The organism is Enterobacter cloacae complex sp. SHL021 (genome assembly GCF_049237765.1).
Lineage (GTDB): Bacteria > Pseudomonadota > Gammaproteobacteria > Enterobacterales > Enterobacteriaceae > Enterobacter > Enterobacter cloacae.
This window is the reverse complement of the sequence record NZ_JBMKJG010000005.1, coordinates 1-23,989: the sequence shown is the minus strand read 5'-3', so window position 1 is coordinate 23,989 and position 23,989 is coordinate 1. Positions and strand designations below refer to the sequence as shown.

The window sequence follows — 23,989 nt, the reverse complement described above, 5'->3', positions numbered from 1 at the left end:
ACGAATGAGCGTATAATGCCCGCCCTGTTTGTGTTGTTTCTGAGAATTTCCTGATGGCGCTGTTAATCACCAAAAAATGCATCAACTGCGATATGTGCGAACCGGAATGCCCTAACCAGGCCATTTCGATGGGCGACAGCATTTATGAGATTAACACTGACCGTTGCACCGAGTGCATTGGCCACTATGAGACGCCGACCTGCCAGAAGGTGTGCCCGATCCCCAATACCATCCTGAAGGATCCGGCACACGTCGAAAGCGAAGAGCAGCTGTGGGATAAGTTTGTCCTGATGCATCACGCGGACAAACTTTAACTCTCGATAATCACCGTTGCGCTGGCATAGTGCCGTTCATCCGCGATTGTCACGTGCATGTGCGCCACGCCGAGTTTCTCTGCCAGCTTCAACGCCTCGCCCCATAAACGCAGGCGCGGCTTACCCAGCTCATCGTTAAACACTTCAAACTGGTTAAACGCCAGACCGTTACGAATACCGGTGCCAAAGGCTTTGGCCGCTGCCTCTTTAACGGCAAAGCGCTTGGCCAGGAAACGTACCGGCTGCTGATGCGCTTCCCAGATGGCCCATTCGTTATCGCTCAGCACGCGCCTTGCCAGACGATCGCCACTACGGGCAATCACCGCTTCAATGCGGGCTATCTCGACGATGTCGGTACCTAAGCCCAGAATAGCCATTACTGACGCGCTTCCAGCATCAGGCGTTTCATTTCTGAAACCGCCTCTTTCAGGCCACTCATCACCGCACGGCCAATAATGGCGTGGCCGATGTTCAGCTCATGCATTTCCGGCAGGGCGGCGATAGCTTTAACGTTGTGGTAGGTCAGCCCATGCCCTGCGTTAACCTTCAGACCCAGGCTCGCGGCGTAAGTAGCCGCTTTCGCGATACGCTCCAGCTCTTTAGCCTGCTCGGCATCGTTTTTGGCATCGGCGTAGCAGCCGGTGTGAATTTCAATATACGGCGCGCCCACGTCAGCCGCCGCTTTGATCTGCTCCGCATCAGCGTCAATGAACAGAGAAACCAGGATACCCGCGTCCGCCAGGCGTTTGCAGGCATCGCGCATTTTGTCACGCTGCCCCGCCACGTCCAGACCGCCTTCGGTGGTCACTTCCTGACGCTTTTCCGGTACCAGGCAGCAGAAATGCGGTTTGGTGTCACAGGCAATCGTCAGCATCTCTTCCGTGACCGCCATCTCCAGGTTCATCCGGGTATCCAGCGTCTGACGCAGAATACGCACGTCACGGTCAGTGATGTGGCGGCGATCTTCGCGCAGATGAACGGTAATGCCATCGGCGCCAGCCTGATCAGCGATAAACGCCGCCTGAACCGGATCGGGATAAGCCGTACCGCGAGCATTACGCAGCGTGGCGATGTGATCGATGTTGACGCCTAACAGTAATTCAGCCATGACAATCCTCGGTATTTTGATTCATTTTCCTTCCCTCTCTCCCTCCGGAAGAGGGCTGGGGTGAGGGATAAAACGTTAACGTTTCGGCATAAACTGCCTGAACAATTCGCGGCTCTTCAGGGGTTTGCCCCCAAGATACGGCTTGAGCGCAATCCGGGTAAAGCGTTTTGCTGCACGAAGGGTATCCTGGTCCGGAAATTCGCGCTCATACAGCGCCCGGAGCTGGCGTCCGGTAAAGGTGTTGTTATCAATCACGACGCTGGCGATAAACCCTTTTTCTTCCCGATACCGGTAGGTCATCCCGTCTTCGACCTCGTCTCCACTCCCCGCACAATGCAGAAAATCGACGCCATATCCCAGGTGACCCAGCAGCGCCAGCTCGAAACGGCGCAGGGCGGGTTCAGGCGAACCGGTTGCGCCAGCAAGGGCCTGGATACAATGCAGATAATCAAAGAAAAGTTCAGAGAAGCGAGTCTCATGTTCAAGAACGCGTGAAATGAGTTCATTGACGTACAGACCGCTGTAAAGCGTGATGCCAGAAAGGGGAAGCGCCAGAGAGACGGCTTCAGCGCTGCGCAGGGTTTTGACTTCCCCTCGCCCGCCAAAGCGGACCAGCAGCGGCGTAAAGGGCTGTAAGGCGCCTTTGAGGTTGGAACGTTTGGAACGTGCGCCTTTTGCAACAAGGCGCACGCGACCCGACTCTTCCGTGAAGACGTCCAGCATCAGGCTGGTTTCGCTCCAGGGACGACTATGCAGAACAAAAGCGCGCTGCCAGCCTTCCATTCGTGCGTCGTCTTGGTTTACTGATCTTCGCCGTAACCGAGGCTGCGCAGAGCACGCTCATCATCGGCCCAGCCAGATTTCACTTTCACCCACAGCTCCAGGTGAACCGGTGCTTCAAACATCTCCTGCATGTCTTTACGGGCTTCGATACCGATGGTTTTGATCTTGGCGCCTTTGTTGCCAATGACCATCTTCTTCTGCCCTTCACGCTCAACGAGGATCAGGCCATTGATGTCGTAACCGCCACGCTCGTTACTCTGGAAACGCTCGATCTCGACCGTCACGGAGTACGGCAGTTCTGCGCCAAGGAAACGCATCAGCTTTTCGCGGATGATTTCAGAAGCCATAAAGCGCTGAGAACGATCGGTGATGTAATCTTCCGGGAAGTGGTGAGTCGCTTCCGGCAGATGCTTACGCACGATACCGGCGATGGTATCCACGTTCAGACCGGTCTCTGCAGACAGCGGAACGATGTCGAGGAAGTTCATCTGGCTACCCAGCCACTGCAGGTGCGGCAGCAGATCGGCTTTTTCCTGTACGTTATCCACTTTGTTGACCGCGAGGATCACCGGCGTTTTACCGTCACGCAGCTTGTTCAGGACCATTTCGTCGTCCGGCGTCCAGCGGGTGCCTTCCACAACGAAAATAACCAGCTCCACGTCACCAATCGAGCTGCTCGCCGCTTTGTTCATCAGGCGGTTAATGGCACGCTTCTCTTCCATGTGCAGGCCTGGGGTATCGACGTAGATCGCCTGATACGCGCCTTCAGTATGGATACCGACAATGCGATGACGCGTGGTCTGTGCCTTACGCGAGGTGATCGAAATCTTCTGCCCAAGCAGATTATTCAGCAGGGTGGATTTACCCACGTTCGGACGTCCGACGATGGCAATAAATCCGCAATAGGTTTTTTCTTCGCTCATTCCAGCTCCAGCATTTTTAACGCCTGTTCGGCGGCAGCCTGTTCAGCCTTACGACGGCTTGAACCAGTGCCCACCACCGGTTCACTCAGGCCACTGACCTGGCAATGGATGGTAAACTCCTGATCGTGCGCTTCACCACGCACCTGCACCACCAGATAAGATGGCAGCGGGAGGTGACGACCCTGCAAATATTCCTGCAAACGCGTTTTCGGATCTTTTTGTTTATCGCCCGGACTGATTTCATCCAGACGGGTCTGATACCAGTTCAGGATCAGTTTTTCTACGGTCTGGATATCGCTGTCCAGGAACACGCCACCGATTAATGCCTCAACCGTATCGGCAAGAATAGATTCACGACGGAAGCCGCCGCTTTTCAGTTCACCCGGCCCAAGACGCAGACATTCGCCCAGTTCAAATTCGCGTGCGATTTCCGCAAGGGTGTTCCCCCTTACCAGCGTGGCGCGCATGCGGCTCATATCACCTTCATCCACACGCGGGAAACGATGATAAAGCGCATTAGCAATCACGAAACTCAAAATAGAGTCACCTAAAAATTCGAGGCGCTCATTGTGTTTGCTGCTGGCACTGCGATGGGTTAATGCCTGTTGCAACAGCTCCTGATGATGAAAAGTGTAGCCCAGCTTCCGTTGAAGCCGATTAATTACGATGGGGTTCATGCGATACCAATAAATGAATGCGTCAAAAATGCAGCACACGAAACCGACCTGAGAAAACCAACGCGGTTTCGTGTGCCGTGGCACCCTTGCAGGGCCAACCTTAAACTTCGGGGGAATATTCTATACACAACGACAGGGGATGTCGTTAGTTCGAAGAGATTTATCGCTGAAATAATTCACGTAGCCGCTAATTAAAGCGACTACGTGTTCAATTATTGAGAATTAATGGATCCCGCCAATACGATTCAGGCGTACCCCGGTCGGCCATTCGCCTTCCTGTTTCTCGAAACTCATCCAGATTGCGGTTGCTTTACCCACCAGATTCGCTTCCGGCACAAAGCCCCAGTAACGGCTGTCCGCGGAGTTATCGCGGTTATCGCCCATCATGAAGTACTGTCCCGGCGGTACGATCCAGGTGGCCAGCTGCTGACCTGGCTGTTTGTAATACATCCCGACCTGATCCTGCGCAATTGGCACGGTCAGGATCCGGTGCGTCACATCACCCAGCGTCTCTTTACGTTCGACCAGACGAATACCGTTCTCTTTGGTTTCATCTTTCGGCACCTGGAAGAAACCGTTGGTCGCTTCGCCGCCGTTACGACGGGCAAAGGTCTGCACAAAATCACTTGGCTCAACGTTTGAGTAGGTGATTGGCAGCGCGTTTTCACAGGCGGTACCGGAGCTGCAGCCAGGCTGAACGGTCACTTCTTTGGCAACCGGATCGTAGGTGACTTTATCACCCGGCAGACCCACCGCGCGCTTGATGTAGTCAAGGCGTGGATCGTCCGGGTATTTAAACACCACAATGTCGCCACGTTTCGGATGGCCCGTTTCGATCAGCGTTTTCTGGTAGATCGGATCTTTAATGCCATAGGCAAACTTCTCGACCAGAATAAAATCACCAATCAGCAGCGTTGGCATCATGGAGCCTGACGGGATCTGGAACGGCTCGTAAATAAACGAACGCACCACCAGCACAATCGCCAGCACCGGGAATACCGATGCCCCGGTCTCCAGCCAGCCCGGTTTCGGGCCAACTTTCTTCAGGGTTTTCGCATCAAGCCCATCACCTGTGGCTGCCTGCGCGGCAGCCTGACGTTCACGGCGTTTTGGGGCGAAAATAAACTTATCCAGACACCACAACAGACCTGTCACCAGGGTAGCGATGACCAGGATCAGGGCAAACATGTTCGCCATGCCAACTCCTTAGGGTTATTTGCCGTCTTTACCAACATGCAGAATGGCAAGGAATGCTTCCTGCGGCAGTTCGACGTTACCGACCTGCTTCATACGCTTCTTACCTTCTTTCTGCTTCTGGAGCAGCTTTTTCTTACGGCTAACGTCACCGCCATAGCATTTCGCCAGAACGTTTTTACGCAGCTGTTTCACGGTAGAGCGGGCGATAATGTGGTTGCCGATGGCCGCCTGAATCGCGATATCAAACTGCTGACGCGGGATCAGATCTTTCATCTTCTCAACCAGCTCACGGCCACGGTACGGGGCATTGTCGTTGTGGGTGATCAGGGCCAGCGCATCAACACGTTCGCCGTTGATCAGCACGTCCACACGTACCATGTTCGAAGCCTGGAAGCGTTTGAAGTTGTAATCCAGTGACGCATAGCCACGAGACGTAGACTTCAGACGGTCGAAGAAGTCGAGAACCACTTCCGCCATTGGGATTTCGTAGGTCAGCGCGACCTGGTTACCGTGGTAAACCATGTTGGTCTGAACGCCACGTTTCTCCACGCACAGCGTGATAACGTTACCCAGATATTCCTGCGGCAGCAGCATATGACACTCTGCGATTGGCTCACGCAACTCATCGATGTTGTTCAGCGGCGGCAGCTTGGAAGGGCTGTCGACGTAGACGATCTCTTTGTTGGTGGTCTGCACTTCGTACACTACGGTCGGCGCGGTGGTGATCAGATCCAGATCGTATTCACGCTCCAGACGTTCCTGAATGATCTCCATGTGCAGCAGACCAAGGAAGCCGCAGCGGAAGCCGAAGCCGAGCGCCGTGGAGCTTTCTGGCTCGTAGAACAGCGAGGCGTCGTTAAGGCTCAGCTTGCCGAGCGCATCACGGAAGTTCTCGTAGTCGTCAGAGCTGACCGGGAACAGGCCGGCATAAACCTGTGGTTTCACCTTTTTAAAGCCTGGCAGCGCTTTTTCTGCCGGGTTACGCGCGCCGGTCAGGGTATCGCCCACTGGCGCACCGAGAATGTCTTTAATGGCACAAACCAGCCAACCCACCTCGCCGCATTTCAGCTCGGTACGGTCAACCTGTTTTGGTGTGAAGATCCCGAGACGGTCTGCGTTATAGACCTGGCCGGTACTCATCACCTTAATTTTGTCGCCTTTACGCATGGTGCCGTTTTTAATACGCACCAGCGAGACAACGCCCAGATAGTTATCGAACCAGGAGTCGATAATCAGCGCCTGCAGTGGGGCATCCGGGTCACCTTCTGGTGGCGGAATATCACGCACCAGACGTTCCAGCACATCGGTAACGCCCACGCCGGTTTTGGCCGAGCAACGCACGGCATCGGTCGCGTCAATTCCGACGATATCTTCAATCTCTTCCGCCACGCGCTCAGGGTCAGCGGCTGGCAGGTCGATCTTGTTCAGAACCGGCACCACCTCGAGATCCATTTCCATCGCCGTGTAGCAGTTTGCCAGGGTCTGGGCTTCTACGCCCTGCCCCGCATCCACCACCAGCAGCGCGCCTTCACAGGCTGCCAGCGAGCGAGAAACTTCATAGGAGAAGTCAACGTGGCCTGGGGTGTCGATAAAGTTCAGTTGGTAGGTTTCACCATCAGCCGCCTTGTAATCGAGCGTGACGCTCTGCGCTTTAATGGTGATACCACGTTCGCGTTCCAGGTCCATGGAGTCCAGAACCTGGGCTTCCATTTCACGATCAGACAGGCCACCGCAAATCTGGATAATACGGTCAGACAGCGTCGACTTACCGTGGTCAATGTGAGCAATGATCGAAAAGTTACGTATGTTCTTCATATAGTTAAATAATTATGCCTTACGAATTCCTGGAGGCCGCTGTTCTTAGCCTGACGTTTTTCAGTGCGAAAACGCAGCATTCTACACTACATCTCCGTTACCTGGAAATGCACTTAGCGCCAGGTATAGCGTGAAGAAATGGCGTTTTCTTTTTTAAGATGTGAATGATGATAAAGCCCGATGGATCACCGGGCCTCAGAGGAGAGCGTCTCAACACGAAGTTGGTCTGGTGCCAGCCCTACGCTGAGAATAACAGGCTGCCACGCTTCGCGGGCTGCGAGCCTTGGGGAGAAACCTTTGGCAAGCCAGAAACCACCCACACCTCCCAATGCAGCGCCGCACATAGCCGCCGCATCGGTACCAAACAGCATCTGAAACACGCCGCCCATCACAAAGAGCCCCACCAGCGGGGAGAGATAAACCAGCATTGCGGAACCCAACAGGCTGCCTTCGGCAATACCCAGTTCCACCTTCTGTCCTGCCACCAGCGGTTGCTCACTTGGCACGGAAAGCGTGTGCGAGGTTTGCGGCCCGAGCTTATTTAGCACGCGGCTGCCGCAACCCGCCCGGGATGCACAACTGTTACAGGAGGCCTTTACATCACAGCTTACCAGCGCAACACCGTCCTGCCATGATACAACCGTAGCCCACTCTTTAATCATTGTGCAGCCCTGAATTTGATGCTGTCAGAAATACGCTTCGCCGTTTGCGGGGGTAATTCGCCGACGATGGTGATCTCCGCGTTGTCGCGTACCGTGGTACTGACTGTTCGACGTCCGGTACGCAGCATTTGTTCGGCACTGTTTGCCGTCGCGCGATTGATGTTCACCGAGAAGCTGAACAAGCCATCGGAGTAGAGGCGCGATTCAACCGGCGTTTCAATGGTAGGCAGTTGTCGGCGGCTGCTTGATACTTCCGTAAAGCCTTGCGGGATCCAGGAAGGAACCCAGTTGAAATTCACGGAATCTCCCGCCGGAACGGAAAGCAGCGGCGGCAGGCTGGCTTTCGCCAGATTCTGCATGCTATTACCCACCTGATTATTGACGCTAAAGGAGATAACGCGGAACTGTTCCAGCGTTTCGCCATCGCGATCAAGCAGGTCTACACGCATTGGAAGCTTGGTTTCGGCATCAATCCAGACAATGTAGCTGTAACGCGTCCCGTCGCGGGCGACAACGCGGATCACTTCACACAATCTGTCAGCGATGCGCGTACGCCCTACCGAAATAAAATCGTAGTAAGGGGCAAGGCGCTTGAAGTCGGTGTAGATGAGCGATGGCAGAGAATCAACGATATAGTCGCCATTGAGGGTGAAAGGCTCCAGGCCTGGCTCGAAATAGCTGATTTCGTTACCACGCTGAACCACTTCCCGACGCGGGCCATCCATCTGTAAAAGTTGCGCGAGCGGCTGATTATCAAGACGGGCATGGCGATAGCGTAACGACTCGACGCCCTGCTTATTGATGCTGATAAATGCCAACTCGTAATTGAGTGACTGGCTGGCCAGATTCATTTGCTGCAACAACGCCCCGGATGAAACATCAGCCGAGGCGTTGGCAGAGAAGAACAGGCTACCCGCCATCAGAGACATGGCGAACCAAAGTTGCTTCATTACTGCGATTGCGTTCCTAAAGTTTGGTTTCCTGGCACCTGCACAGCAGCCTGCTGGGTTTGTGCCTGCTCAAACTGAAGCTGTTCTGAGTGCAGACGACGCTGCAACTCATAATCCTGCAACATCGCATTAATGCGACGGCGCTGCTCCTGAACCTGCTGTTGCTGACCGCCACTGGCGGAGGCATCAGCCGGTACACCCAAACTTACCGGGCTGGCTTTGCCCATCATCGGCAGTGTATTGAACACTGGCGCTTCTGGCTGCTGATTAGTTTCAGACTGAGTATTATAGTGCTGGACGCCAACGATAACTGCAAGCGATACGCATGCCGCCACACCCATTTGGGTAAGTTGACTGGCCCACGGACGCACCTTCTGCCAGAACGGCATTTTCTGCCACTGGTGTGGTGCAGGTTGAGCTTCAGGAATCAGCGGAGTGGTCTGATGAACAGGCTCATTCTCAATAGCCGCCATCACGCGGGCTGAGATATCGAAATGGATAACCTCGCTGGTGTCACCACGAAGGGTGTCACGGATGAGATGGTAACTCTCCCAGGTCTCTTGCATTTCGGGAGAATGAGACAACTCATTGAGCAGCTCACTATCCAGCGTTTCACCATCCATTAAAGCGGAAAGTTTTTCTTTCTGCATGCCTAATACCTTTTCCAGTATCCCGCTATCGTCAACGCCTGATAAGCGGTTGAACTTTATTATCAATAGCTTCTCGCGCACGGAAAATTCGTGAACGTACCGTGCCGACCGGACAATCCATGATAGCGGCTATCTCTTCATAGCTCAGACCATCAAGCTCCCGTAACGTAATTGCCATGCGTAAATCTTCCGGGAGCGACTCGATCGTGCGAAAAACAATTTGTCTCAGTTCTTCTGACAACATTAAGTTCTCAGGGTTCGAAATTTCTTTCAGCGCACCGCCACTTTCGAAGTTTTCGGCGTCGATTGCGTCCACATCACTTGAAGGCGGACGACGGCCCTGAGCGACCAGATAATTCTTTGCCGTATTGACCGCAATACGGTACAGCCAGGTATAAAAAGCACTATCTCCCCGGAACGAGTCCAGCGCGCGATAGGCCTTAATAAAAGACTCTTGTACAACATCAGGCACATCACCTGACGGTACATAGCGGGAAACCAGACTCGCCACCTTATGCTGGTAGCGCACCACCAGTAGGTTAAAGGCTTTCTGATCTCCCTTCTGGACCCGTTCAACCAGGACCTGGTCCGTTAACTGCTCGCTCATCCGAGGTAATGTCTCCCCAAACCAAAATTCCACGCGTTATCGAAACGCCACTCTACAAATCCCGCACTTTTGAGCAAGCACCGAGTTGGAGTGTCTATTCTTCAATAAGTTCCGTAACGCCTTTGTTTTTGTTCATCGCGTCACAGACTGTTTATTTTCTCTCATTATAAGTCTGTTCACGATACATACCCACTTTCTGACTTCAAACATCTCTTATCCGGTCAGAAGAGTAACGCAACCCAGGCTTTATTTCACCACAAAATCTGAAGCTAACGACCTGCTTCGCAAAATATTTTCCTTCTTTTACATGCCGGAAATCCGCGCATGCGCGTTTAGTCATTGCAACTGAGAATAAAAAAAACGTGCGATATCTCGCACTGAGGTGCTATTCTGCCCAAACACTGTTTAGTAAATTAAACAAAAATCATGAACACAACACCTGAACTACATTGTGATGTACTGATCATCGGTAGCGGCGCGGCAGGACTCTCGCTGGCGCTGCGTCTGGCTGAGCATCAGAGCGTAATTGTTCTGAGTAAAGGACCGATGAGCGAAGGCTCCACATTTTATGCCCAGGGCGGAATTGCCGCCGTGTTTGATGAAACAGACAGCATTGCGTCACACGTCGAAGATACGTTGATTGCCGGAGCCGGGATCGTCGATGAACATGCTGCGGAATTTGTCGCCAGCAATGCGCGTCACTGCGTCCAGTGGCTTATTGACCAGGGTGTACTGTTTGATACTCAGGTTCAGCCAAACGGCGAAGAGAGTTACCACCTTACCCGCGAAGGCGGACACAGCCACCGCCGGATCCTGCACGCTGCAGATGCCACCGGTAAAGCGGTGGAAACCACCCTGGTCAGCAAGGCGCTCAGCCATCCTAATATTCGGGTGCTTGAGCGCAGTAATGCCGTTGACCTGATTATTTCTGACAAGATTGGCCTGCCGGGCACGCGCCGGGTGGTGGGAGCCTGGGTCTGGAATCGTAATAAAGAAAAGGTCGAAACCTGTCAGGCGAAAGCCGTGGTGCTGGCAACAGGTGGCGCCTCCAAAGTATATCAATACACCACCAACCCGGACATTGCCTCTGGTGATGGTATCGCCATGGCCTGGCGCGCCGGGTGTCGTGTTGCCAATCTTGAGTTCAACCAGTTTCATCCAACCGCACTGTTTCATCCGCAGGCGCGCAATTTCCTGCTGACGGAAGCCCTGCGCGGTGAAGGCGCGTATCTGAAGCGCCCGGACGGCTCACGTTTTATGCCGGACTTTGACCCGCGAGGCGAGCTCGCGCCGCGTGATATCGTCGCCCGCGCTATCGATCACGAGATGAAACGTCTTGGCGTGGATTGCATGTATCTGGATATCAGCCACAAACCGGCTGAGTTTGTCCGTCAGCATTTCCCGATGATTTATGAAAAGCTGCTCAGCCTTGGGATTGATCTGACGCGTGACCCGGTACCGATTGTGCCAGCAGCTCACTATACCTGTGGTGGCGTCATGGTTGACGATCATGGCCGTACGGATGTGGATGGTCTGTATGCCATCGGCGAGGTGAGCTATACCGGGCTACATGGCGCGAACCGCATGGCATCCAACTCGTTGCTGGAGTGTCTGGTTTACGGCTGGTCCGCAGCGGTGGATATAACCAAACGCATGCCGTATGCCCGCCACGCTGAGCACTTACCGGCCTGGGATGAGAGCCGCGTGGAAAACCCGGATGAGCTGGTTGTGATCCAGCATAACTGGCATGAGCTTCGGCTATTTATGTGGGACTACGTTGGCATTGTACGCACGACGAAGCGTCTTGAGCGAGCCTTACGCCGTATCACCATGCTGCAGCAGGAAATTGATGAGTATTATGCCAATTTCCGCGTTTCCAACAATCTGCTGGAGCTGCGTAACCTGGTGCAGGTTGCCGAGTTGATTGTTCGCTGCGCGATGATGCGTAAAGAAAGTCGGGGTTTACACTACACCCTGGACTATCCCGACACGCTGCCTGAATCCGGCCCGTCGGTTCTCTCCCCGCAGCGTCACATAAACAGATAAAATGCCTGGGTCAGCGCAGTGTAATCTTCGGAGTAACGCTGGTCTGGCCCACGGATAACCATCCTGTCGTTAAAACATTCCCCCTCTTTTGGCGAAAGCGCCAGCAAGACCCGGTGTGGTAACCGCCCTTCCGTATCCGAGATATCGGTACGCAGCCGTAAGTTCCAGCCCATCTCCCGTGCGATCTCAATAAAGGTATTGCCGGTGCTTTCGGGAAGAACCACGCAGAAGAACCCTTCTTCGGAAATTAAATTCGCCGCGCTGGTTAACAGGGCTTTATGATCGAGCGAACCGGTATAGCGAGCCTGCTCGCGCTCAGGCGTACCGCACTCCACGCCGGGCGCGTAGTAGGGAGGGTTACTGACAATCAAATCATAACGCGCCGTTTGCTCTGGTGCCCAGGCCAGTACGTCCGCGCATTCAACTTTTATTCGGGTTGCCCAGGGGGATTCGAGCGCATTTTCACTCGCCTGCCCTGCGGCCTGTGCATCCAGTTCAACCGCATCAATGGTGACATGCTCATCCGTGCGCTGAGCCAGCATTAATGCCAGCAGACCACTGCCGGTGCCAATATCCAGAATGCGCTTAACCCCTGCGACAGGCGCCCACGCTCCCAGTAGAATACCGTCTGTACCGACTTTCATGGCACAGCGATCGTGAGCAACAAAAAATTGTTTAAACGTAAAACCATCGCGGCGCAATTGCGCTTTGAGTTGAGACATGTCAGAGCAACCTTCTAAGTGAAACTGGAGTAGCATAGGGGAAAGCGAAGTGGCCGAAAAGCGATATCCATACAAACAGATGAAGATTACAGCCGTAACGTCTATAATCAGCGCCCCACACAGAGGTAGAACATGACTGTAACGACTTTTTCCGAACTTGAACTCGATGAAAGCCTGCTCAATGCACTTGAGAGCAAAGGCTTTACACGCCCGACCGCCATTCAGGCAGCGGCCATTCCGCCTGCGCTTGAGGGCCGCGATGTGCTCGGTTCTGCGCCAACCGGCACGGGGAAAACAGCAGCCTACTTGCTGCCTGTGTTGCAGCACCTGCTCGATTTTCCTCGTAAAAAATCAGGCCCGCCGCGTATTTTGATCCTGACGCCTACCCGTGAACTGGCTATGCAGGTTGCCGATCACGCACGCGAGCTGGCAGCGAATACCCATCTGGATATCGCCACAATCACCGGCGGCGTTGCGTATATGAACCACGCCGAAGTGTTCAGCGAAAACCAGGATATCGTCGTTGCGACGACAGGCCGTCTGCTGCAATACATTAAAGAAGAGAACTTTGACTGCCGCGCGGTAGAAACCCTGATTCTGGACGAAGCCGACCGTATGCTGGACATGGGCTTCGCGCAGGATATCGAACATATCGCCGGCGAGACGCGCTGGCGCAACCAGACAATGCTCTTCTCTGCCACCCTCGAAGGGGACGCGATCAAAGACTTCGCAGAGCGCCTGCTGGAAGATCCGGTGGAAGTGTCGGCAACGCCTTCTACCCGTGAACGCAAGAAGATCCATCAGTGGTACTATCGCGCGGACAACCTTGAGCACAAGGTTGAATTGCTCAAGCACCTGCTGAAGCAGGAAGAGGCCACCCGCACTATCGTCTTTGTGCGTAAGCGCGAGCGTGTGCACGAGCTGGCTGAAATGCTGCGTAATGCCGGGATTAACAACTGCTACCTCGAAGGCGAGATGGCACAGATCAAACGTACCGAAGGCATTAAGCGTCTGACCGATGGCCGCGTTAACGTGCTGGTGGCAACAGATGTTGCTGCTCGCGGGATTGACATTCCGGACGTCAGCCACGTGATCAACTTCGATATGCCGCGCAGCGGTGATACCTATCTGCACCGCATCGGCCGTACCGGCCGCGCCGGGCGTAAAGGTACAGCGATCTCCCTGGTTGAAGCGCACGACCATCTGCTGCTGCAGAAAATTGGTCGCTATATCGACGAGCCGCTGAAATCCCGCGTTGTCGATGGCCTGCGCCCAACCACGCGTGCACCGAGTGAAAAAATGACGGGCAAACCGTCTAAAAAAGCACTGGCGAAACGTGCGGAGAGAAAAGAGAAAGAAAAAGAGAAGCCGCGCGTGAAGCAGCGTCATCGCGATACCAAGAATATTGGTAAACGCCGTAAGCCAAGCGGTACTGCGTCAGAAGCGAAAACTGAAGAGTAAAAAAAAGCCGGGAAATATCCCGGCTTTTTGTTCCACCCCCGTGGCTAAAAACCTTACAGGCTTTCAGTAAAGGTACGCGCGATAACGTCGCGCTGCTGTTCCGGGGTCAAGGAGTTGAAACGCACCGCGTAGCCAGACACACGAATAGTCAGCTGTGGGTATTTTTCAGGATGCTTAACCGCATCTTCCAGCGTTTCGCGACGCAGTACGTTCACGTTCAGATGCTGACCACCTTCAACACGCACTTCTGGTTTCACTTCCATTGGGATTTCGCGGTATTCAATTTCGCCCAGCTTATTAACTGGAACGATTTCATCTTCCGCAAAACCCGCTTTTGCTACCACACAGCGTGCTTCGTTTTTCTCGCTGTCCAGCAGCCAGAAAGAGTTGAGCAGATCGTCGTTTGCAGCTTTAGTAATCTGGATACCTGTAATCATGTGTTGCCTCCCTTAGGCTACATTAACTGGTGTCGGCCTTTCGCGGCCAATTGGTAAAACCATTGTTTCTTGTGTGTATATATATCATTCACACCCCAGTGATTTATTGATTTAAATCAACAAAATCACCAACCACACAAAGAGTGTGGTCTGGTTTTATTGTTTCAGATCAATTTCCCAGCCTTACCAATTCAAATCAATCTGTAATTTTTCAACCATAATTTAAGGAGTTACGGCTAATTTCCGCATGGAATTTTGCACCGCAGGATTTAGCGGTTAAGCTAGGCGCAGAATGAGATTCGCAGGAGAGCGAGATGACGACACCGCTGACATGGCACGATGTGCTGGCAGAAGAGAAACAGCAGCCCTATTTTATCAACACTCTCAGTACCGTTGCGGCAGAGCGGCAGTCTGGCCAGACGATTTATCCGCCCCAGAAAGACGTGTTTAACGCGTTTCGCTATACCGAACTGAGCGATGTCAAAGTGGTGATCCTGGGTCAGGATCCTTACCACGGCCCTGGTCAGGCTCATGGGCTGGCCTTCTCCGTGCGCCCGGGCGTGGCTATCCCCCCTTCTCTGCTGAACATGTATAAAGAGCTTGAAGGAACGATCCCCGGTTTTACCCGGCCCAATCATGGTTATCTGGAAAGCTGGGCGCGCCAGGGCGTGCTGTTACTGAATACTGTCTTAACCGTACGAGCAGGTCAGGCGCACTCTCACACCAGCCTTGGGTGGGAAACCTTTACGGATAAAGTCATCAGCCTTATCAATGAACATCGTGAGGGGGTAGTGTTTTTACTCTGGGGATCGCATGCGCAGAAGAAAGGGGCGATTATCGACCGTCAGCGTCATCACGTGTTGAAAGCGCCACACCCGTCTCCGCTGTCAGCCCATCGTGGTTTCTTTGGCTGTAATCATTTTGTTCTGGCGAATGAGTGGCTGGAAAAACGTGGCGAAACGCCGATTGACTGGATGCCCGTGTTACCGGCAGAAAGCGAGTAGGAAATGAATGTGCCGGGCTGGCCCGGCACATAAAAAGCTTATGCTTTGTTCTGACGCCACCACTCCGCCAGCAGTACGCCGGTCGCGACGGAAACGTTCAGACTTTCCACATTGCCCGTCCCGTCAATAGAGACGCTCAGATCCGCACTCGAGAGTGCCGCGTCTGACAGACCATCACGTTCCTGACCTAACACCAGCACCATCTTGCGCGGCAGCGTCGCTTTAAACAGCGGCGTACCGGCATGGCTGGAGGTCGTCACAATGGAATAGCCCGCTTTACGGAACTGCTCGATGGCATCCAGAACGCTGTCGCCGGTGATCGGCTGAACGTGCTCGGCACCGCCTTCCGCAGTACGGATCGCAGCACCGGATTCCAGCAGCGCAGCATCCTGCAGCAGTACCCCTTTAACGCCGAAGTGCGCGCAGCTGCGCATCATCGCACCCAGGTTATGCGGGTTACCCACATCTTCCAGCGCCAGCACGCAGTCATCGGCACCGGCCTGGCTGACCCACTGTTGCACCGTTGTGCCGTTACGTTTTTTGATCAGGAAGCAGACACCACCGTGGTGTTCGGTGCCTGACGCTTTCGTCAACTCGGCATCATCAACCACATGGTAGGCTTTACGGTTTGCCGCCATCCAGCGCAGGGCTTCTTTGAAGCGAGGGGTGACGCTCTGGATAAACCATGCACGAACGATACACTCAGGGCGGCTCTGGAACAGAGCCTGACAGGCGTTTTCGCCATACACGCGTGTCTCTTCCGCACGCTGACGGCGCAGCACTTCCGGATCGATAAAGCTTTTACCGCTGATGCCGCCGTGATCGGCTTTTTCAGGCGTCTCATCGCCAGGCGCGCGGGACACGGTACGCCATGGTGACGAACCCTCACGTGCAAAATCATCGCGTTTGCGATCGTCACGCTTGCGGTCATCACGTTTGCGGTCATCACCGCGGTTGTTTCTGTCATCGCGGGCGGGGCGACGGCCACCGTCTGCACGAGAGGACGCCGGACGCCCGCCACCTTTTCCGGTACGCGGATTTTGGGTGCGTTTATCAGAGTCATCATCACTGCGGACATACATCACTTTGACCTTGCCGCTTTTATTTTTCATTTCGTCGTTCATGCTTTTCTCCACCAGCGCTGCGCGAAGCGCGCAGATTACCCGATGTGCAAGCGCATAGCCATAATTTCGTACAAAAGCCTGTGACTATTGTTCTCATTGAATAAAACGCATTGTCGTTTCAAACAGGCTCATTGATAATATGTAACATATTAGAAACATTATCGGCATACTGCCGCTGTCCCATGGTTCTATCAGAGGTTAGTTATGAATACCGTATGTGCCAACTGTCAGGCTCTTAACCGCATTCCGGACGATCGGATCGAGGATGGTGCGAAATGCGGGCGTTGTGGCCATGAGTTGTTTGATGGCGATGTGATTAACGCTACAGGTGCTACGCTGGACAAACTCCTCAAGGACGATCTTCCGGTGGTTGTCGATTTCTGGGCACCATGGTGTGGCCCGTGCCGTAACTTCGCGCCAATCTTTGAAGATGTCGCCGAAGAGCGCAGCGGGAAGATGCGTTTTGTGAAGGTGAATACGGAGGCAGAACGCGAGCTCAGCGCCCGTTTTCGTATTCGTAGCATTCCGACCATCATGATTTTCAAAAATGGTGAAGTCATCGACATGCTCAACGGCGCGGTACCCAAAGCGCCGTTCGAGAGCTGGTTGAACGAGTCGCTGTAACATTCACGGGGCACATCTTGTGCCCCGTTCCCGCCTCTGCGAAAATGGGGTTTTTCCAGCCCTTTCGCCCATGACTGATAACGCTGTACTTCAATTACGCGCCGAACGCCTTGCCCGCGCGACTCGCCCTTTTCTCGCTCGTGGCAACCGCATCCGTCGCTGCCAGCGCTGCCTGCTGCCGCTAAAAGTGTGCCTGTGCGACACGCTGGTACCGGCCACGGCGGAAAGCCGTTTTTGCCTGGTCATGTTTGATACCGAACCGATGAAACCCAGCAATACGGGCCGTCTGATCGCCGATATTCTGCCTGATACGGCCGCGTTTCAGTGGTCGCGCACGGAGCCTCCTCAGGCCCTGCTCGACTTAGTGGCAAGCCCGGACTATCAGCCTATGGTCGTTTTCCCTGCCTCCTATGCAGGCGCCGACCGTCAGGTACTGTCAGCCCCGCCATCCGGAAAACCACCGCTGTTTATTATGCTGGATGGCACCTGGACGGAAGCGCGGAAAATGTTTCGCAAAAGCCCTTACCTTGATGCGCTGCCGATCATTTCTGTCGACCTCTCTCGCGTATCGGCCTACCGCTTACGTGAAGCCCATGCCGAGGGACAATACTGCACCGCCGAAGTGGCGATCGCACTGCTGGATTTAGCGGGTGATACCGAGGCGGCTGCCGCGCTGGGCAGCCATTTCTCCCGTTTTCGCGAACGCTATCTGGCGGGAAAAACCGTTCATAAGGGCAGTGTCACAGCAACCGGGACAGAAAACGTTTAAAATCATCAGGTCGCTTGCATTCACAGGAGGCCTGCATGAGCCAGCGAGGGTTAGAAGCGCTACTACGTCCTAAATCCATAGCCGTTATCGGCGCATCAATGAAACCGGATCGCGCTGGCTATCTGATGATGCGCAACCTGCTGGCCGGCGGATTTAATGGCCCCGTTATGCCCGTTACACCGGCCTATAAGGCCGTTCAGGGGGTACTTGCGTGGCCTGATGTGCAGAGCCTGCCTTTCGTACCCGATCTGGCCGTACTCTGTACAAATGCGAAACGTAACCCGGAATTGCTGGAATCGCTCGGCAAGAAAGGGTGTAAGACCTGCATTATCCTCTCATCTCCTCCTGAACAGCAGCCCGAGCTTCTGGCGTGCGCCAGCCGCTATCAAATGCGTATTCTCGGGCCGAACAGTCTGGGGCTGCTCGCCCCCTGGCAAGGACTGAATGCCAGCTTTTCTCCAGTGCCGATCCGTAAAGGCAAACTTGCTTTTATTTCGCAGTCGGCTGCGGTATCCAACACAATCCTTGACTGGGCGCAGCAGCGTGAGATGGGGTTCTCCTACTTCATCGCCCTGGGTGACAGCCTAGATATCGACGTGGATGAACTGCTGGATTTTCTGGCGCGTGACAGCAAAACCAGTGCGATCCTGCTTTATCTTGAACACCTCAGCGACGCCCGTCGTTTTGTGTCGGCATCGCGCAGCGCGTCACGTAATAAACCCATCCTGGTCATCAAAAGCGGACGCAGCCCTGCAGCACAAAGCCTGCTGCATTCCCATTCCGGGATGGATCCCGCCTGGGATGCGGCTATCCAGCGCGCGGGTTTACTGCGGGTACAGGACACGCATGAACTTTTTTCCGCCGTCGAGACGTTGAGTCATATGCGTCCGTTGCGTGGAGAGAAATTAATGATCGTCAGTAACGGCGCAGCTCCGGCGGCGCTGGCGCTGGACGAACTGTGGTTACGTAATGGCAAGCTGGCCACGCTCGGTGAAGAGACGCTTCAGCGCCTGAGAGAGGCTTTACCCATCAGCGTTGCCCCCGGGAACCCCCTTGATTTACGCGATGATGCCAGTAGCGATCGCTATATCAAAGCCATCTCTATTTTGCTGGATAGTCAGGATTTCGATGCGCTGATGATTATCCACTCCCCCAGCGCGGTCGCTCCTGGCAGTGAGAGCGCGCGAGCCCTCATTGAAGCAGTGCGTAACCATCCGCGTGGTAAATACGTCACTCTGCTCACCAACTGGTGCGGTGAGTTCTCCTCTCAGGAGGCGCGGCGATTGTTCAGCGAAGCGGGGTTGCCAACGTACCGCACCCCGGAAGGGACTATTACCGCCTTTATGCATATGGTGGAATACCGTCGTAACCAGAAACAGTTGCGTGAAACTCCAGCATTGCCCGGCAATCTGACGGCAAATTCCGTCGACGTTCACCGGCTGTTGCAACAGGCTATCGATGAAGGTGCGACATCGCTGGACACTCACGAAGTGCAACCCATTCTTGGTAGCTATGGGATGCAGACGCTGCCCACCTGGATCGCCAGCGACAGCGCGGAAGCGGTACATATTGCCGAACAGATTGGTTATCCGGTCGCCCTTAAGCTTCGCTCACCGGATATTCCCCACAAGTCCGATGTGCAGGGGGTAATGCTGTATCTTCGAACCGCGGCTGAAGTTCAGCAAGCGGCAGATGCTATTTTCGACCGCGTAAAAATGGCCTGGCCCCAGGCCAGGATCCACGGACTGCTGGTGCAAAGCATGGCGAACCGCGCGGGCGCACAGGAACTGCGGGTGGTTGTTGAGCACGATCCGGTTTTTGGCCCGCTCATCATGCTGGGAGAAGGTGGCGTGGAATGGCGCCCTGAAGAACAAGCCGTGGTGGCCTTACCGCCGCTGAACATGAACCTTGCTCGCTATCTGATTATTCAGGCCATCAAAAGCAAAAAAATCCGTGGCCGGAGCGCCCTGCGTCCGCTCGACATTGCGGGGTTAAGCCAGTTCCTGGTGCAGGTCTCTAACCTGATAGTCGATTGCGCGGAGATCCAGCGGCTGGACATTCATCCTCTGCTCGCCTCCGGCAATGAGTTCACGGCGCTGGACGTCACCCTGGATATCGCGCCATTCGAAGGCGACAGAGAGAGCCGTCTGGCGATCCGTCCTTATCCTCTGCAACTGGAAGAGTGGGTGGAGATGAAGAACGGTGAGCGTTCGCTGTTTCGCCCCATTTTGCCGGAAGACGAACCGCAACTGCGGACGTTTATCTCTCAGGTCACGAAAGAGGATCTTTACTATCGCTACTTCAGCGAAATCAACGAATTTACCCACGATGATTTAGCCAATATGACCCAGATCGACTACGATCGAGAAATGGCCTTTGTCGCCGTTCGTCGTTCCGAAAACGGTGATGAGATCCTTGGCGTGACGCGTGCTATTTCAGATCCGGATAACGTCGATGCGGAGTTTGCCGTACTGGTGCGCTCCGATCTTAAAGGCCTGGGCCTTGGGCGGCGGCTACTGGAAAAACTCATCAGTTATACGCGCGATCACGGATTGTTACGCCTGAATGGCATTACTATGCCAAACAATCGCGGTATGGTGACCCTGGCGCGAAAACTCGGTTTTGATGTTGATATTCAGCTGGACGAGGGGATTGTTGCCCTCTCCCTCACTCTGAAATCGCCGGATAAACCCGAGTAAGCTACTGGAAATGTTACCCACTTTGGACGGGACTGGTGGTATCATTGTCCGCTTATGTTGTTTGCATGGTACAGACAACCCTTCAATGAACAGAGAAGAAACGCACTGTGATGTTGTCAAAATTTAAGCGTAATAAACATCAACAACACCTTGCTCAACTACCGAAGATTTCTCAGTCAGTTGATGATGTAGAGTTCTTTTACGCTCCCGCTCATTTTCGGGAGACGCTTCTGGAAAAGATTGCCAGCGCCACGCGACGCATTTGCATTGTGGCACTCTATCTTGAACAAGATGAAGGTGGCCGCGCGATCCTGAATGCGCTCTACGAAGCCAAGCGTCAGCGTCCTGAACTGGATGTTCGCGTGCTGGTTGACTGGCACCGCGCTCAGCGTGGCCGTATTGGCGCTGCTGCTTCAAATACAAACGCAGACTGGTATTGCCGCACGGCGCAGGAAAATCCTGGCGTTGATGTCCCTGTTTACGGGGTGCCGGTGAATACCCGTGAAGCGCTTGGCGTACTCCATTTCAAAGGGTTCATCATCGATGACAGCGTGCTTTATAGTGGCGCGAGTCTGAATGATGTTTACCTTCATCAGCTCGATAAGTATCGCTACGACCGCTACCATCTGATCCGTAATTCGCAGATGGCCGACATCATGTTTAACTGGGTGGATAAGCATCTGGTACATGGCCGTGGTGTGAATCGCCTTGACGATCCTCATCGCCCGAAAAGCCCGGAAATCAAAAACGACGTTCGCGCGTTCCGCCAGGAGCTACGCGATGCGGTTTATCATTTCCAGGGCGATGCAAACAACGAAGAGCTGTCCGTTACACCTCTGGTGGGCTTAGGCAAATCCAGCCTGCTGAACAAAACGATTTTCCATCTGATGCCGTGCGCAGAGCAGAAGCTCACTATCTGTACGCCGTACTTTAACCTTCCCGCCGTGCTGGTGCGCAATATCATTCAGCTGCTGCGCGACGGTAAAAAAGTGGAAATTATTGTCGGTGATAAAACGGCTAATGACTTTTTCATTCCTGAAGATCAACCCTTCAAAATCATCGGCGCCCTGCCCTACCTTTATGAGATTAACCTGCGTCGTTTCCTCAGTCGCTTACAGTATTACGTAAACACCGACCAGCTGGTGGTGCGTCTCTGGAAAGATGAAGATAACAGCTATCATCTCAAAGGAATGTGGGTTGATGATGAATGGATGCTGCTGACCGGCAACAACCTGAACCCTCGTGCCTGGCGTCTGGATCTGGAAAACGCAATTCTGATCCACGATCCACAACATGAGCTGGCCGCGCAGCGTGAACGTGAACTGGAACTTATTCGTACACATACGACGGTGGTTCGTCATTACCGCGAGCTACAGAGCATTGCCGATTATCCGGTGAAGGTTCGTAAGCTTATTCGCCGTTTGCGTCGCATCCGTATCGATCGTCTTATCAGCCGTATTCTGTAATATCCAGGCCCTGCCACCCGCAGGGCTTTTTTATGGAGCTGTTGATGCGTCTTCTTCTGTTAGTCATGACCCTCTGTTTAACCGGCTGTAGCCATATGGCGAACGATAGTTGGTCCGGCCAGGATAAAGCGCAACACTTCCTCGCATCCGCGATGTTGTCTGCTGCCGGTAATGAGTACGCCCAGCACCAGGGGTATAGCCGGGATCGTAGTGCGGCAATCGGCCTGATGTTCTCAGTCAGCCTTGGGGCATCTAAAGAATTATGGGATAGCCGCCCCTCAGGGAGCGGCTGGAGCTGGAAAGATTTTGCCTGGGATGTTGCCGGTGCCACGACCGGCTATGCCGTGTGGCAGATGGCGCATTATTAAAGACGAATACCTTTCCCTTTGCGATGCAGCATCAGGGATACGATAAAGGCCAGCGCCCCCATGATCGTCACATACCAGAAGAATGTCGTTTCGCTTCCCCATGATTTCAGGGACAGCGCAACGTACTCCGCCGAACCACCAAACAGGGCATTGGCGACCGCATAAGAAAGCCCTACTCCCAAAGCACGCACCTGTGCCGGAAACATCTCGGCCTTGAGTATCCCGCTGATCGAGGTGTAGAAACTCACAATCACCATCGCCAGCATCACCAAAGCAAATGCGGCATAAGGTGATGAGACGTGCTGAAGCGCGGTTAAAATGGGGACGGTACATAAGGCGGACATGCCACCAAAAATCAACATTGATGTGCGACGGCCGATCTTATCTGAGAGCGCACCGATTAGCGGCTGTATTAGCATAAAGACGAACAGCGCGGCGGTCATGATGACGCTGGCGACGTTGGCGTGCATTCCCGTGGTATTCACCAGATACTTTTGCATGTAGGTGGTAAAAGTATAAAAACTGAGTGAACCACCGGCGGTGAAACCGAGAACCATCAGGAAAGCTTTGCGGTTTCGCCACAGTCCTTTAAACGATCCCGCTTCCTTCAGCGCCCTGACCTCTTTTTGCGAGGTTTCGTCTAACTGACGGCGCAGCCAAAGCGCCACGATCCCCAGTGCAGCTCCCATCGCGAAAGGAATTCGCCATCCCCATTCATGAAGCTGGCTGTCTGTGAGGATCTGCTGCAGGATCACGACAACCAGAATGGCCAGCAGTTGACCGCCGATGAGCGTGACATACTGGAAAGAGGCGTAAAAACCCTTCCGACCTTCAAGTGCAATTTCACTCATGTACGTGGCGCTGGTGCCGTACTCTCCCCCAACGGAGAGTCCCTGGAATAAACGAGCCAGCAATAAAAGGGCGGGCGCCCAGGTTCCGATAGCGTCATACCCCGGCAGACAGGCGATGATAAGGGAACCAAAACACATCATGCAGACCGAGATCAGCATGGAGGTTTTACGCCCGCGACGGTCTGCGATACGGCCAAATAACCAGCCACCAATCGGCCGCATTAAGAATCCTGCTGCAAATACACCTGCCGTTTGCAGTAGCTGCGTTGTGGTGTTTCCTGACGGGAAGAAAATATGTGCGAAGTAAAGTGAACAGAATGAGTAGACGTAAAAGTCGAACCATTCAACCAGGTTACCGGATGAGGCACTAACAATTGCCCATACCCTTCTTCGGGTATCACTGGCAACCAGCGTCCCGTTCGATGTAATGCTTTCGGTCATTATGATTATACTCCTGCCATAAACAACGGCATGCTGAGCTCTGAAGGAACTCAATACCTTATAAATTAAATGTTATTATTTTGTTATAAATGACATTGCGAGGGAGATCACAAATTTCGTTAGCAAGGTAAGTTCCGGAGAAAGCCCAGGAGGGGAATGGTGCGGTCTGGTGCCCTCTCCCGCAGGGTGAGGGAGAAAAACAAAAGCAAAAAACCCCGCACCTTACGGTACGGGGTTCTTCTTATTTGATGCCTGGCAGTTCCCTACTCTCACATGGGGAGACCCCACACT

Annotated in this window: 25 protein-coding genes; 9 read left to right on the top strand and 16 right to left on the bottom strand. The window is 53.9% G+C overall.

Annotation, left to right across the window (positions count from 1 at the left end):
- Nucleotides 1-53: 53 nt before the first annotated feature.
- Nucleotides 54-314, top strand: coding sequence for a YfhL family 4Fe-4S dicluster ferredoxin (locus tag ACOTZF_RS06155; RefSeq protein WP_020690052.1), 261 nt, complete (start codon nucleotides 54-56; stop codon nucleotides 312-314).
- Here the strand turns inward: ACOTZF_RS06155 and acpS are convergent.
- From acpS to rseD, 12 genes are all read right to left on the bottom strand, one after another.
- Nucleotides 311-691: a holo-ACP synthase gene (gene acpS, locus ACOTZF_RS06150; protein ID WP_013098314.1), complete on the bottom strand. Its 381-nt coding sequence runs from the start codon at nucleotides 689-691 to the stop codon at nucleotides 311-313. The two genes, ACOTZF_RS06155 and acpS, sit on opposite strands and share 4 nt — an antisense overlap.
- Nucleotides 691-1,422 (bottom strand): pyridoxine 5'-phosphate synthase, encoded by a 732-nt coding sequence (pdxJ, locus tag ACOTZF_RS06145; protein ID WP_421636055.1) that lies wholly within the window; start codon nucleotides 1,420-1,422, stop codon nucleotides 691-693. The genes acpS and pdxJ overlap by 1 nt, the downstream gene beginning before the upstream one ends.
- Nucleotides 1,423-1,497: 75 nt before the next feature.
- Nucleotides 1,498-2,205 carry a DNA repair protein RecO gene (recO, locus tag ACOTZF_RS06140; protein ID WP_013098316.1) on the bottom strand — a complete coding sequence of 236 codons (708 nt, stop codon included), beginning with the start codon at nucleotides 2,203-2,205 and terminating at the stop codon, nucleotides 1,498-1,500.
- Between the two features lie 17 nt (nucleotides 2,206-2,222).
- Nucleotides 2,223-3,128 (bottom strand): GTPase Era, encoded by a 906-nt coding sequence (era, locus tag ACOTZF_RS06135; protein ID WP_013098317.1) that lies wholly within the window; start codon nucleotides 3,126-3,128, stop codon nucleotides 2,223-2,225.
- Nucleotides 3,125-3,805, bottom strand: a complete 681-nt coding sequence (gene rnc / locus ACOTZF_RS06130; RefSeq protein WP_003860711.1) for a ribonuclease III — start codon at nucleotides 3,803-3,805, stop codon at nucleotides 3,125-3,127. The genes era and rnc overlap by 4 nt, the downstream gene beginning before the upstream one ends.
- A 222-nt stretch (nucleotides 3,806-4,027) precedes the next feature.
- Nucleotides 4,028-5,002: a signal peptidase I gene (lepB, locus tag ACOTZF_RS06125; protein ID WP_013098319.1), complete on the bottom strand. Its 975-nt coding sequence runs from the start codon at nucleotides 5,000-5,002 to the stop codon at nucleotides 4,028-4,030.
- Nucleotides 5,003-5,017: 15 nt separating this feature from the next.
- The gene (gene lepA / locus ACOTZF_RS06120; protein ID WP_013098320.1) at nucleotides 5,018-6,817 is read right to left on the bottom strand and encodes a translation elongation factor 4; all 1,800 of its coding nucleotides are present in this window, start codon (nucleotides 6,815-6,817) and stop codon (nucleotides 5,018-5,020) included.
- A 185-nt stretch (nucleotides 6,818-7,002) separates the two neighbouring features.
- The gene (gene rseC, locus ACOTZF_RS06115) at nucleotides 7,003-7,479 is read right to left on the bottom strand and encodes a SoxR-reducing system protein RseC (protein WP_038420411.1); all 477 of its coding nucleotides are present in this window, start codon (nucleotides 7,477-7,479) and stop codon (nucleotides 7,003-7,005) included.
- Nucleotides 7,476-8,429, bottom strand: a complete 954-nt coding sequence (gene rseB, locus ACOTZF_RS06110; protein WP_013098322.1) for a sigma-E factor regulatory protein RseB — start codon at nucleotides 8,427-8,429, stop codon at nucleotides 7,476-7,478. Before rseB ends, rseC begins: the two co-directional genes overlap by 4 nt.
- On the bottom strand, nucleotides 8,429-9,079 hold the full coding sequence (gene rseA / locus ACOTZF_RS06105) for an anti-sigma-E factor RseA (protein ID WP_023620106.1): 651 nt from the start codon (nucleotides 9,077-9,079) through the stop codon (nucleotides 8,429-8,431). The genes rseB and rseA overlap by 1 nt, the downstream gene beginning before the upstream one ends.
- Before the next feature lie 31 nt (nucleotides 9,080-9,110).
- The gene (gene rpoE / locus ACOTZF_RS06100; RefSeq protein WP_006176728.1) at nucleotides 9,111-9,686 is read right to left on the bottom strand and encodes an RNA polymerase sigma factor RpoE; all 576 of its coding nucleotides are present in this window, start codon (nucleotides 9,684-9,686) and stop codon (nucleotides 9,111-9,113) included.
- Nucleotides 9,683-9,763, bottom strand: a complete 81-nt coding sequence (rseD, locus tag ACOTZF_RS06095) for a rpoE leader peptide RseD (RefSeq protein WP_225368419.1) — start codon at nucleotides 9,761-9,763, stop codon at nucleotides 9,683-9,685. Before rseD ends, rpoE begins: the two co-directional genes overlap by 4 nt.
- Nucleotides 9,764-10,112: 349 nt before the next feature.
- Between rseD and nadB the strand changes: the two genes are divergently transcribed.
- Nucleotides 10,113-11,732: an L-aspartate oxidase gene (gene nadB / locus ACOTZF_RS06090; RefSeq protein WP_013098324.1), complete on the top strand. Its 1,620-nt coding sequence runs from the start codon at nucleotides 10,113-10,115 to the stop codon at nucleotides 11,730-11,732.
- Here the strand turns inward: nadB and trmN are convergent.
- Entirely contained in the window at nucleotides 11,717-12,454 is a 738-nt protein-coding gene (gene trmN / locus ACOTZF_RS06085) for a tRNA(1)(Val) (adenine(37)-N(6))-methyltransferase TrmN (protein ID WP_013098325.1), read from the bottom strand. The two genes, nadB and trmN, sit on opposite strands and share 16 nt — an antisense overlap.
- 132 nt (nucleotides 12,455-12,586) lie before the next feature.
- Here trmN and srmB point away from each other — a divergent pair, with 132 nt between their 5' ends.
- Nucleotides 12,587-13,915, top strand: a complete 1,329-nt coding sequence (gene srmB / locus ACOTZF_RS06080) for an ATP-dependent RNA helicase SrmB (protein ID WP_013098326.1) — start codon at nucleotides 12,587-12,589, stop codon at nucleotides 13,913-13,915.
- Nucleotides 13,916-13,968: 53 nt separating this feature from the next.
- On the opposite strand, the gene grcA is transcribed toward srmB, so the two are convergent.
- Nucleotides 13,969-14,352 (bottom strand): autonomous glycyl radical cofactor GrcA, encoded by a 384-nt coding sequence (gene grcA / locus ACOTZF_RS06075; RefSeq protein ID WP_013098327.1) that lies wholly within the window; start codon nucleotides 14,350-14,352, stop codon nucleotides 13,969-13,971.
- A 314-nt stretch (nucleotides 14,353-14,666) separates the two neighbouring features.
- On the opposite strand from grcA, the gene ung reads away from it, so the two are divergent.
- Entirely contained in the window at nucleotides 14,667-15,356 is a 690-nt protein-coding gene (gene ung, locus ACOTZF_RS06070) for a uracil-DNA glycosylase (RefSeq protein WP_421636054.1), read from the top strand.
- A 38-nt stretch (nucleotides 15,357-15,394) separates the two neighbouring features.
- Here the strand turns inward: ung and ACOTZF_RS06065 are convergent, their stop codons facing one another.
- The gene (locus tag ACOTZF_RS06065) at nucleotides 15,395-16,480 is read right to left on the bottom strand and encodes a tRNA/rRNA methyltransferase (protein ID WP_023620103.1); all 1,086 of its coding nucleotides are present in this window, start codon (nucleotides 16,478-16,480) and stop codon (nucleotides 15,395-15,397) included.
- 204 nt (nucleotides 16,481-16,684) lie between these two features.
- Here ACOTZF_RS06065 and trxC point away from each other — a divergent pair, with 204 nt between their 5' ends.
- The 5 genes from trxC to ACOTZF_RS06040 all read left to right on the top strand — a co-directional run bounded on the left by trxC (nucleotide 16,685) and on the right by ACOTZF_RS06040 (nucleotide 22,406).
- Nucleotides 16,685-17,104 (top strand): thioredoxin TrxC, encoded by a 420-nt coding sequence (gene trxC / locus ACOTZF_RS06060; protein WP_013098330.1) that lies wholly within the window; start codon nucleotides 16,685-16,687, stop codon nucleotides 17,102-17,104.
- Nucleotides 17,105-17,174: 70 nt separating this feature from the next.
- Nucleotides 17,175-17,873: a tRNA-uridine aminocarboxypropyltransferase gene (gene tapT / locus ACOTZF_RS06055; RefSeq protein ID WP_058650757.1), complete on the top strand. Its 699-nt coding sequence runs from the start codon at nucleotides 17,175-17,177 to the stop codon at nucleotides 17,871-17,873.
- Nucleotides 17,874-17,908: 35 nt separating this feature from the next.
- Complete coding sequence (locus ACOTZF_RS06050) at nucleotides 17,909-20,572, top strand: bifunctional acetate--CoA ligase family protein/GNAT family N-acetyltransferase (protein WP_013098332.1); 2,664 nt, start codon at nucleotides 17,909-17,911, stop codon at nucleotides 20,570-20,572.
- A gap of 110 nt (nucleotides 20,573-20,682) precedes the next feature.
- Entirely contained in the window at nucleotides 20,683-22,038 is a 1,356-nt protein-coding gene (gene pssA / locus ACOTZF_RS06045) for a CDP-diacylglycerol--serine O-phosphatidyltransferase (protein WP_029882218.1), read from the top strand.
- Between the two features lie 44 nt (nucleotides 22,039-22,082).
- Complete coding sequence (locus ACOTZF_RS06040) at nucleotides 22,083-22,406, top strand: YfiM family lipoprotein (protein WP_020685902.1); 324 nt, start codon at nucleotides 22,083-22,085, stop codon at nucleotides 22,404-22,406.
- On the opposite strand, the gene ACOTZF_RS06035 is transcribed toward ACOTZF_RS06040, so the two are convergent.
- Nucleotides 22,403-23,698, bottom strand: a complete 1,296-nt coding sequence (locus tag ACOTZF_RS06035; protein ID WP_129251979.1) for an MFS transporter — start codon at nucleotides 23,696-23,698, stop codon at nucleotides 22,403-22,405. The genes ACOTZF_RS06040 and ACOTZF_RS06035 overlap by 4 nt on opposite strands.
- Nucleotides 23,699-23,989 lie beyond the last annotated feature (291 nt).

What these genes read in the sequence shown, in the direction of transcription:
- pdxJ (WP_421636055.1), bottom strand. Translation starts at nt 1,422, where the DNA reads ATGGCTGAATTACTGTTAGGCGTCAACATCGATCACATCGCCACGCTG.
- nadB (WP_013098324.1), top strand. Translation starts at nt 10,113, where the DNA reads ATGAACACAACACCTGAACTACATTGTGATGTACTGATCATCGGTAGC.
- trmN (WP_013098325.1), bottom strand. Translation starts at nt 12,454, where the DNA reads ATGTCTCAACTCAAAGCGCAATTGCGCCGCGATGGTTTTACGTTTAAA.
- rnc (WP_003860711.1), bottom strand. Translation starts at nt 3,805, where the DNA reads ATGAACCCCATCGTAATTAATCGGCTTCAACGGAAGCTGGGCTACACT.
- ACOTZF_RS06035 (WP_129251979.1), bottom strand. Translation starts at nt 23,698, where the DNA reads ATGACCGAAAGCATTACATCGAACGGGACGCTGGTTGCCAGTGATACC.
- ACOTZF_RS06040 (WP_020685902.1), top strand. Translation starts at nt 22,083, where the DNA reads ATGCGTCTTCTTCTGTTAGTCATGACCCTCTGTTTAACCGGCTGTAGC.
- ACOTZF_RS06050 (WP_013098332.1), top strand. Translation starts at nt 17,909, where the DNA reads ATGAGCCAGCGAGGGTTAGAAGCGCTACTACGTCCTAAATCCATAGCC.
- lepA (WP_013098320.1), bottom strand. Translation starts at nt 6,817, where the DNA reads ATGAAGAACATACGTAACTTTTCGATCATTGCTCACATTGACCACGGT.
- recO (WP_013098316.1), bottom strand. Translation starts at nt 2,205, where the DNA reads ATGGAAGGCTGGCAGCGCGCTTTTGTTCTGCATAGTCGTCCCTGGAGC.
- srmB (WP_013098326.1), top strand. Translation starts at nt 12,587, where the DNA reads ATGACTGTAACGACTTTTTCCGAACTTGAACTCGATGAAAGCCTGCTC.
- rseB (WP_013098322.1), bottom strand. Translation starts at nt 8,429, where the DNA reads ATGAAGCAACTTTGGTTCGCCATGTCTCTGATGGCGGGTAGCCTGTTC.
- lepB (WP_013098319.1), bottom strand. Translation starts at nt 5,002, where the DNA reads ATGGCGAACATGTTTGCCCTGATCCTGGTCATCGCTACCCTGGTGACA.
- rpoE (WP_006176728.1), bottom strand. Translation starts at nt 9,686, where the DNA reads ATGAGCGAGCAGTTAACGGACCAGGTCCTGGTTGAACGGGTCCAGAAG.
- pssA (WP_029882218.1), top strand. Translation starts at nt 20,683, where the DNA reads ATGTTGTCAAAATTTAAGCGTAATAAACATCAACAACACCTTGCTCAA.
- trxC (WP_013098330.1), top strand. Translation starts at nt 16,685, where the DNA reads ATGAATACCGTATGTGCCAACTGTCAGGCTCTTAACCGCATTCCGGAC.
- ACOTZF_RS06065 (WP_023620103.1), bottom strand. Translation starts at nt 16,480, where the DNA reads ATGAACGACGAAATGAAAAATAAAAGCGGCAAGGTCAAAGTGATGTAT.
- grcA (WP_013098327.1), bottom strand. Translation starts at nt 14,352, where the DNA reads ATGATTACAGGTATCCAGATTACTAAAGCTGCAAACGACGATCTGCTC.
- ACOTZF_RS06155 (WP_020690052.1), top strand. Translation starts at nt 54, where the DNA reads ATGGCGCTGTTAATCACCAAAAAATGCATCAACTGCGATATGTGCGAA.
- era (WP_013098317.1), bottom strand. Translation starts at nt 3,128, where the DNA reads ATGAGCGAAGAAAAAACCTATTGCGGATTTATTGCCATCGTCGGACGT.
- tapT (WP_058650757.1), top strand. Translation starts at nt 17,175, where the DNA reads ATGACTGATAACGCTGTACTTCAATTACGCGCCGAACGCCTTGCCCGC.
- ung (WP_421636054.1), top strand. Translation starts at nt 14,667, where the DNA reads ATGACGACACCGCTGACATGGCACGATGTGCTGGCAGAAGAGAAACAG.
- rseC (WP_038420411.1), bottom strand. Translation starts at nt 7,479, where the DNA reads ATGATTAAAGAGTGGGCTACGGTTGTATCATGGCAGGACGGTGTTGCG.
- acpS (WP_013098314.1), bottom strand. Translation starts at nt 691, where the DNA reads ATGGCTATTCTGGGCTTAGGTACCGACATCGTCGAGATAGCCCGCATT.
- rseA (WP_023620106.1), bottom strand. Translation starts at nt 9,079, where the DNA reads ATGCAGAAAGAAAAACTTTCCGCTTTAATGGATGGTGAAACGCTGGAT.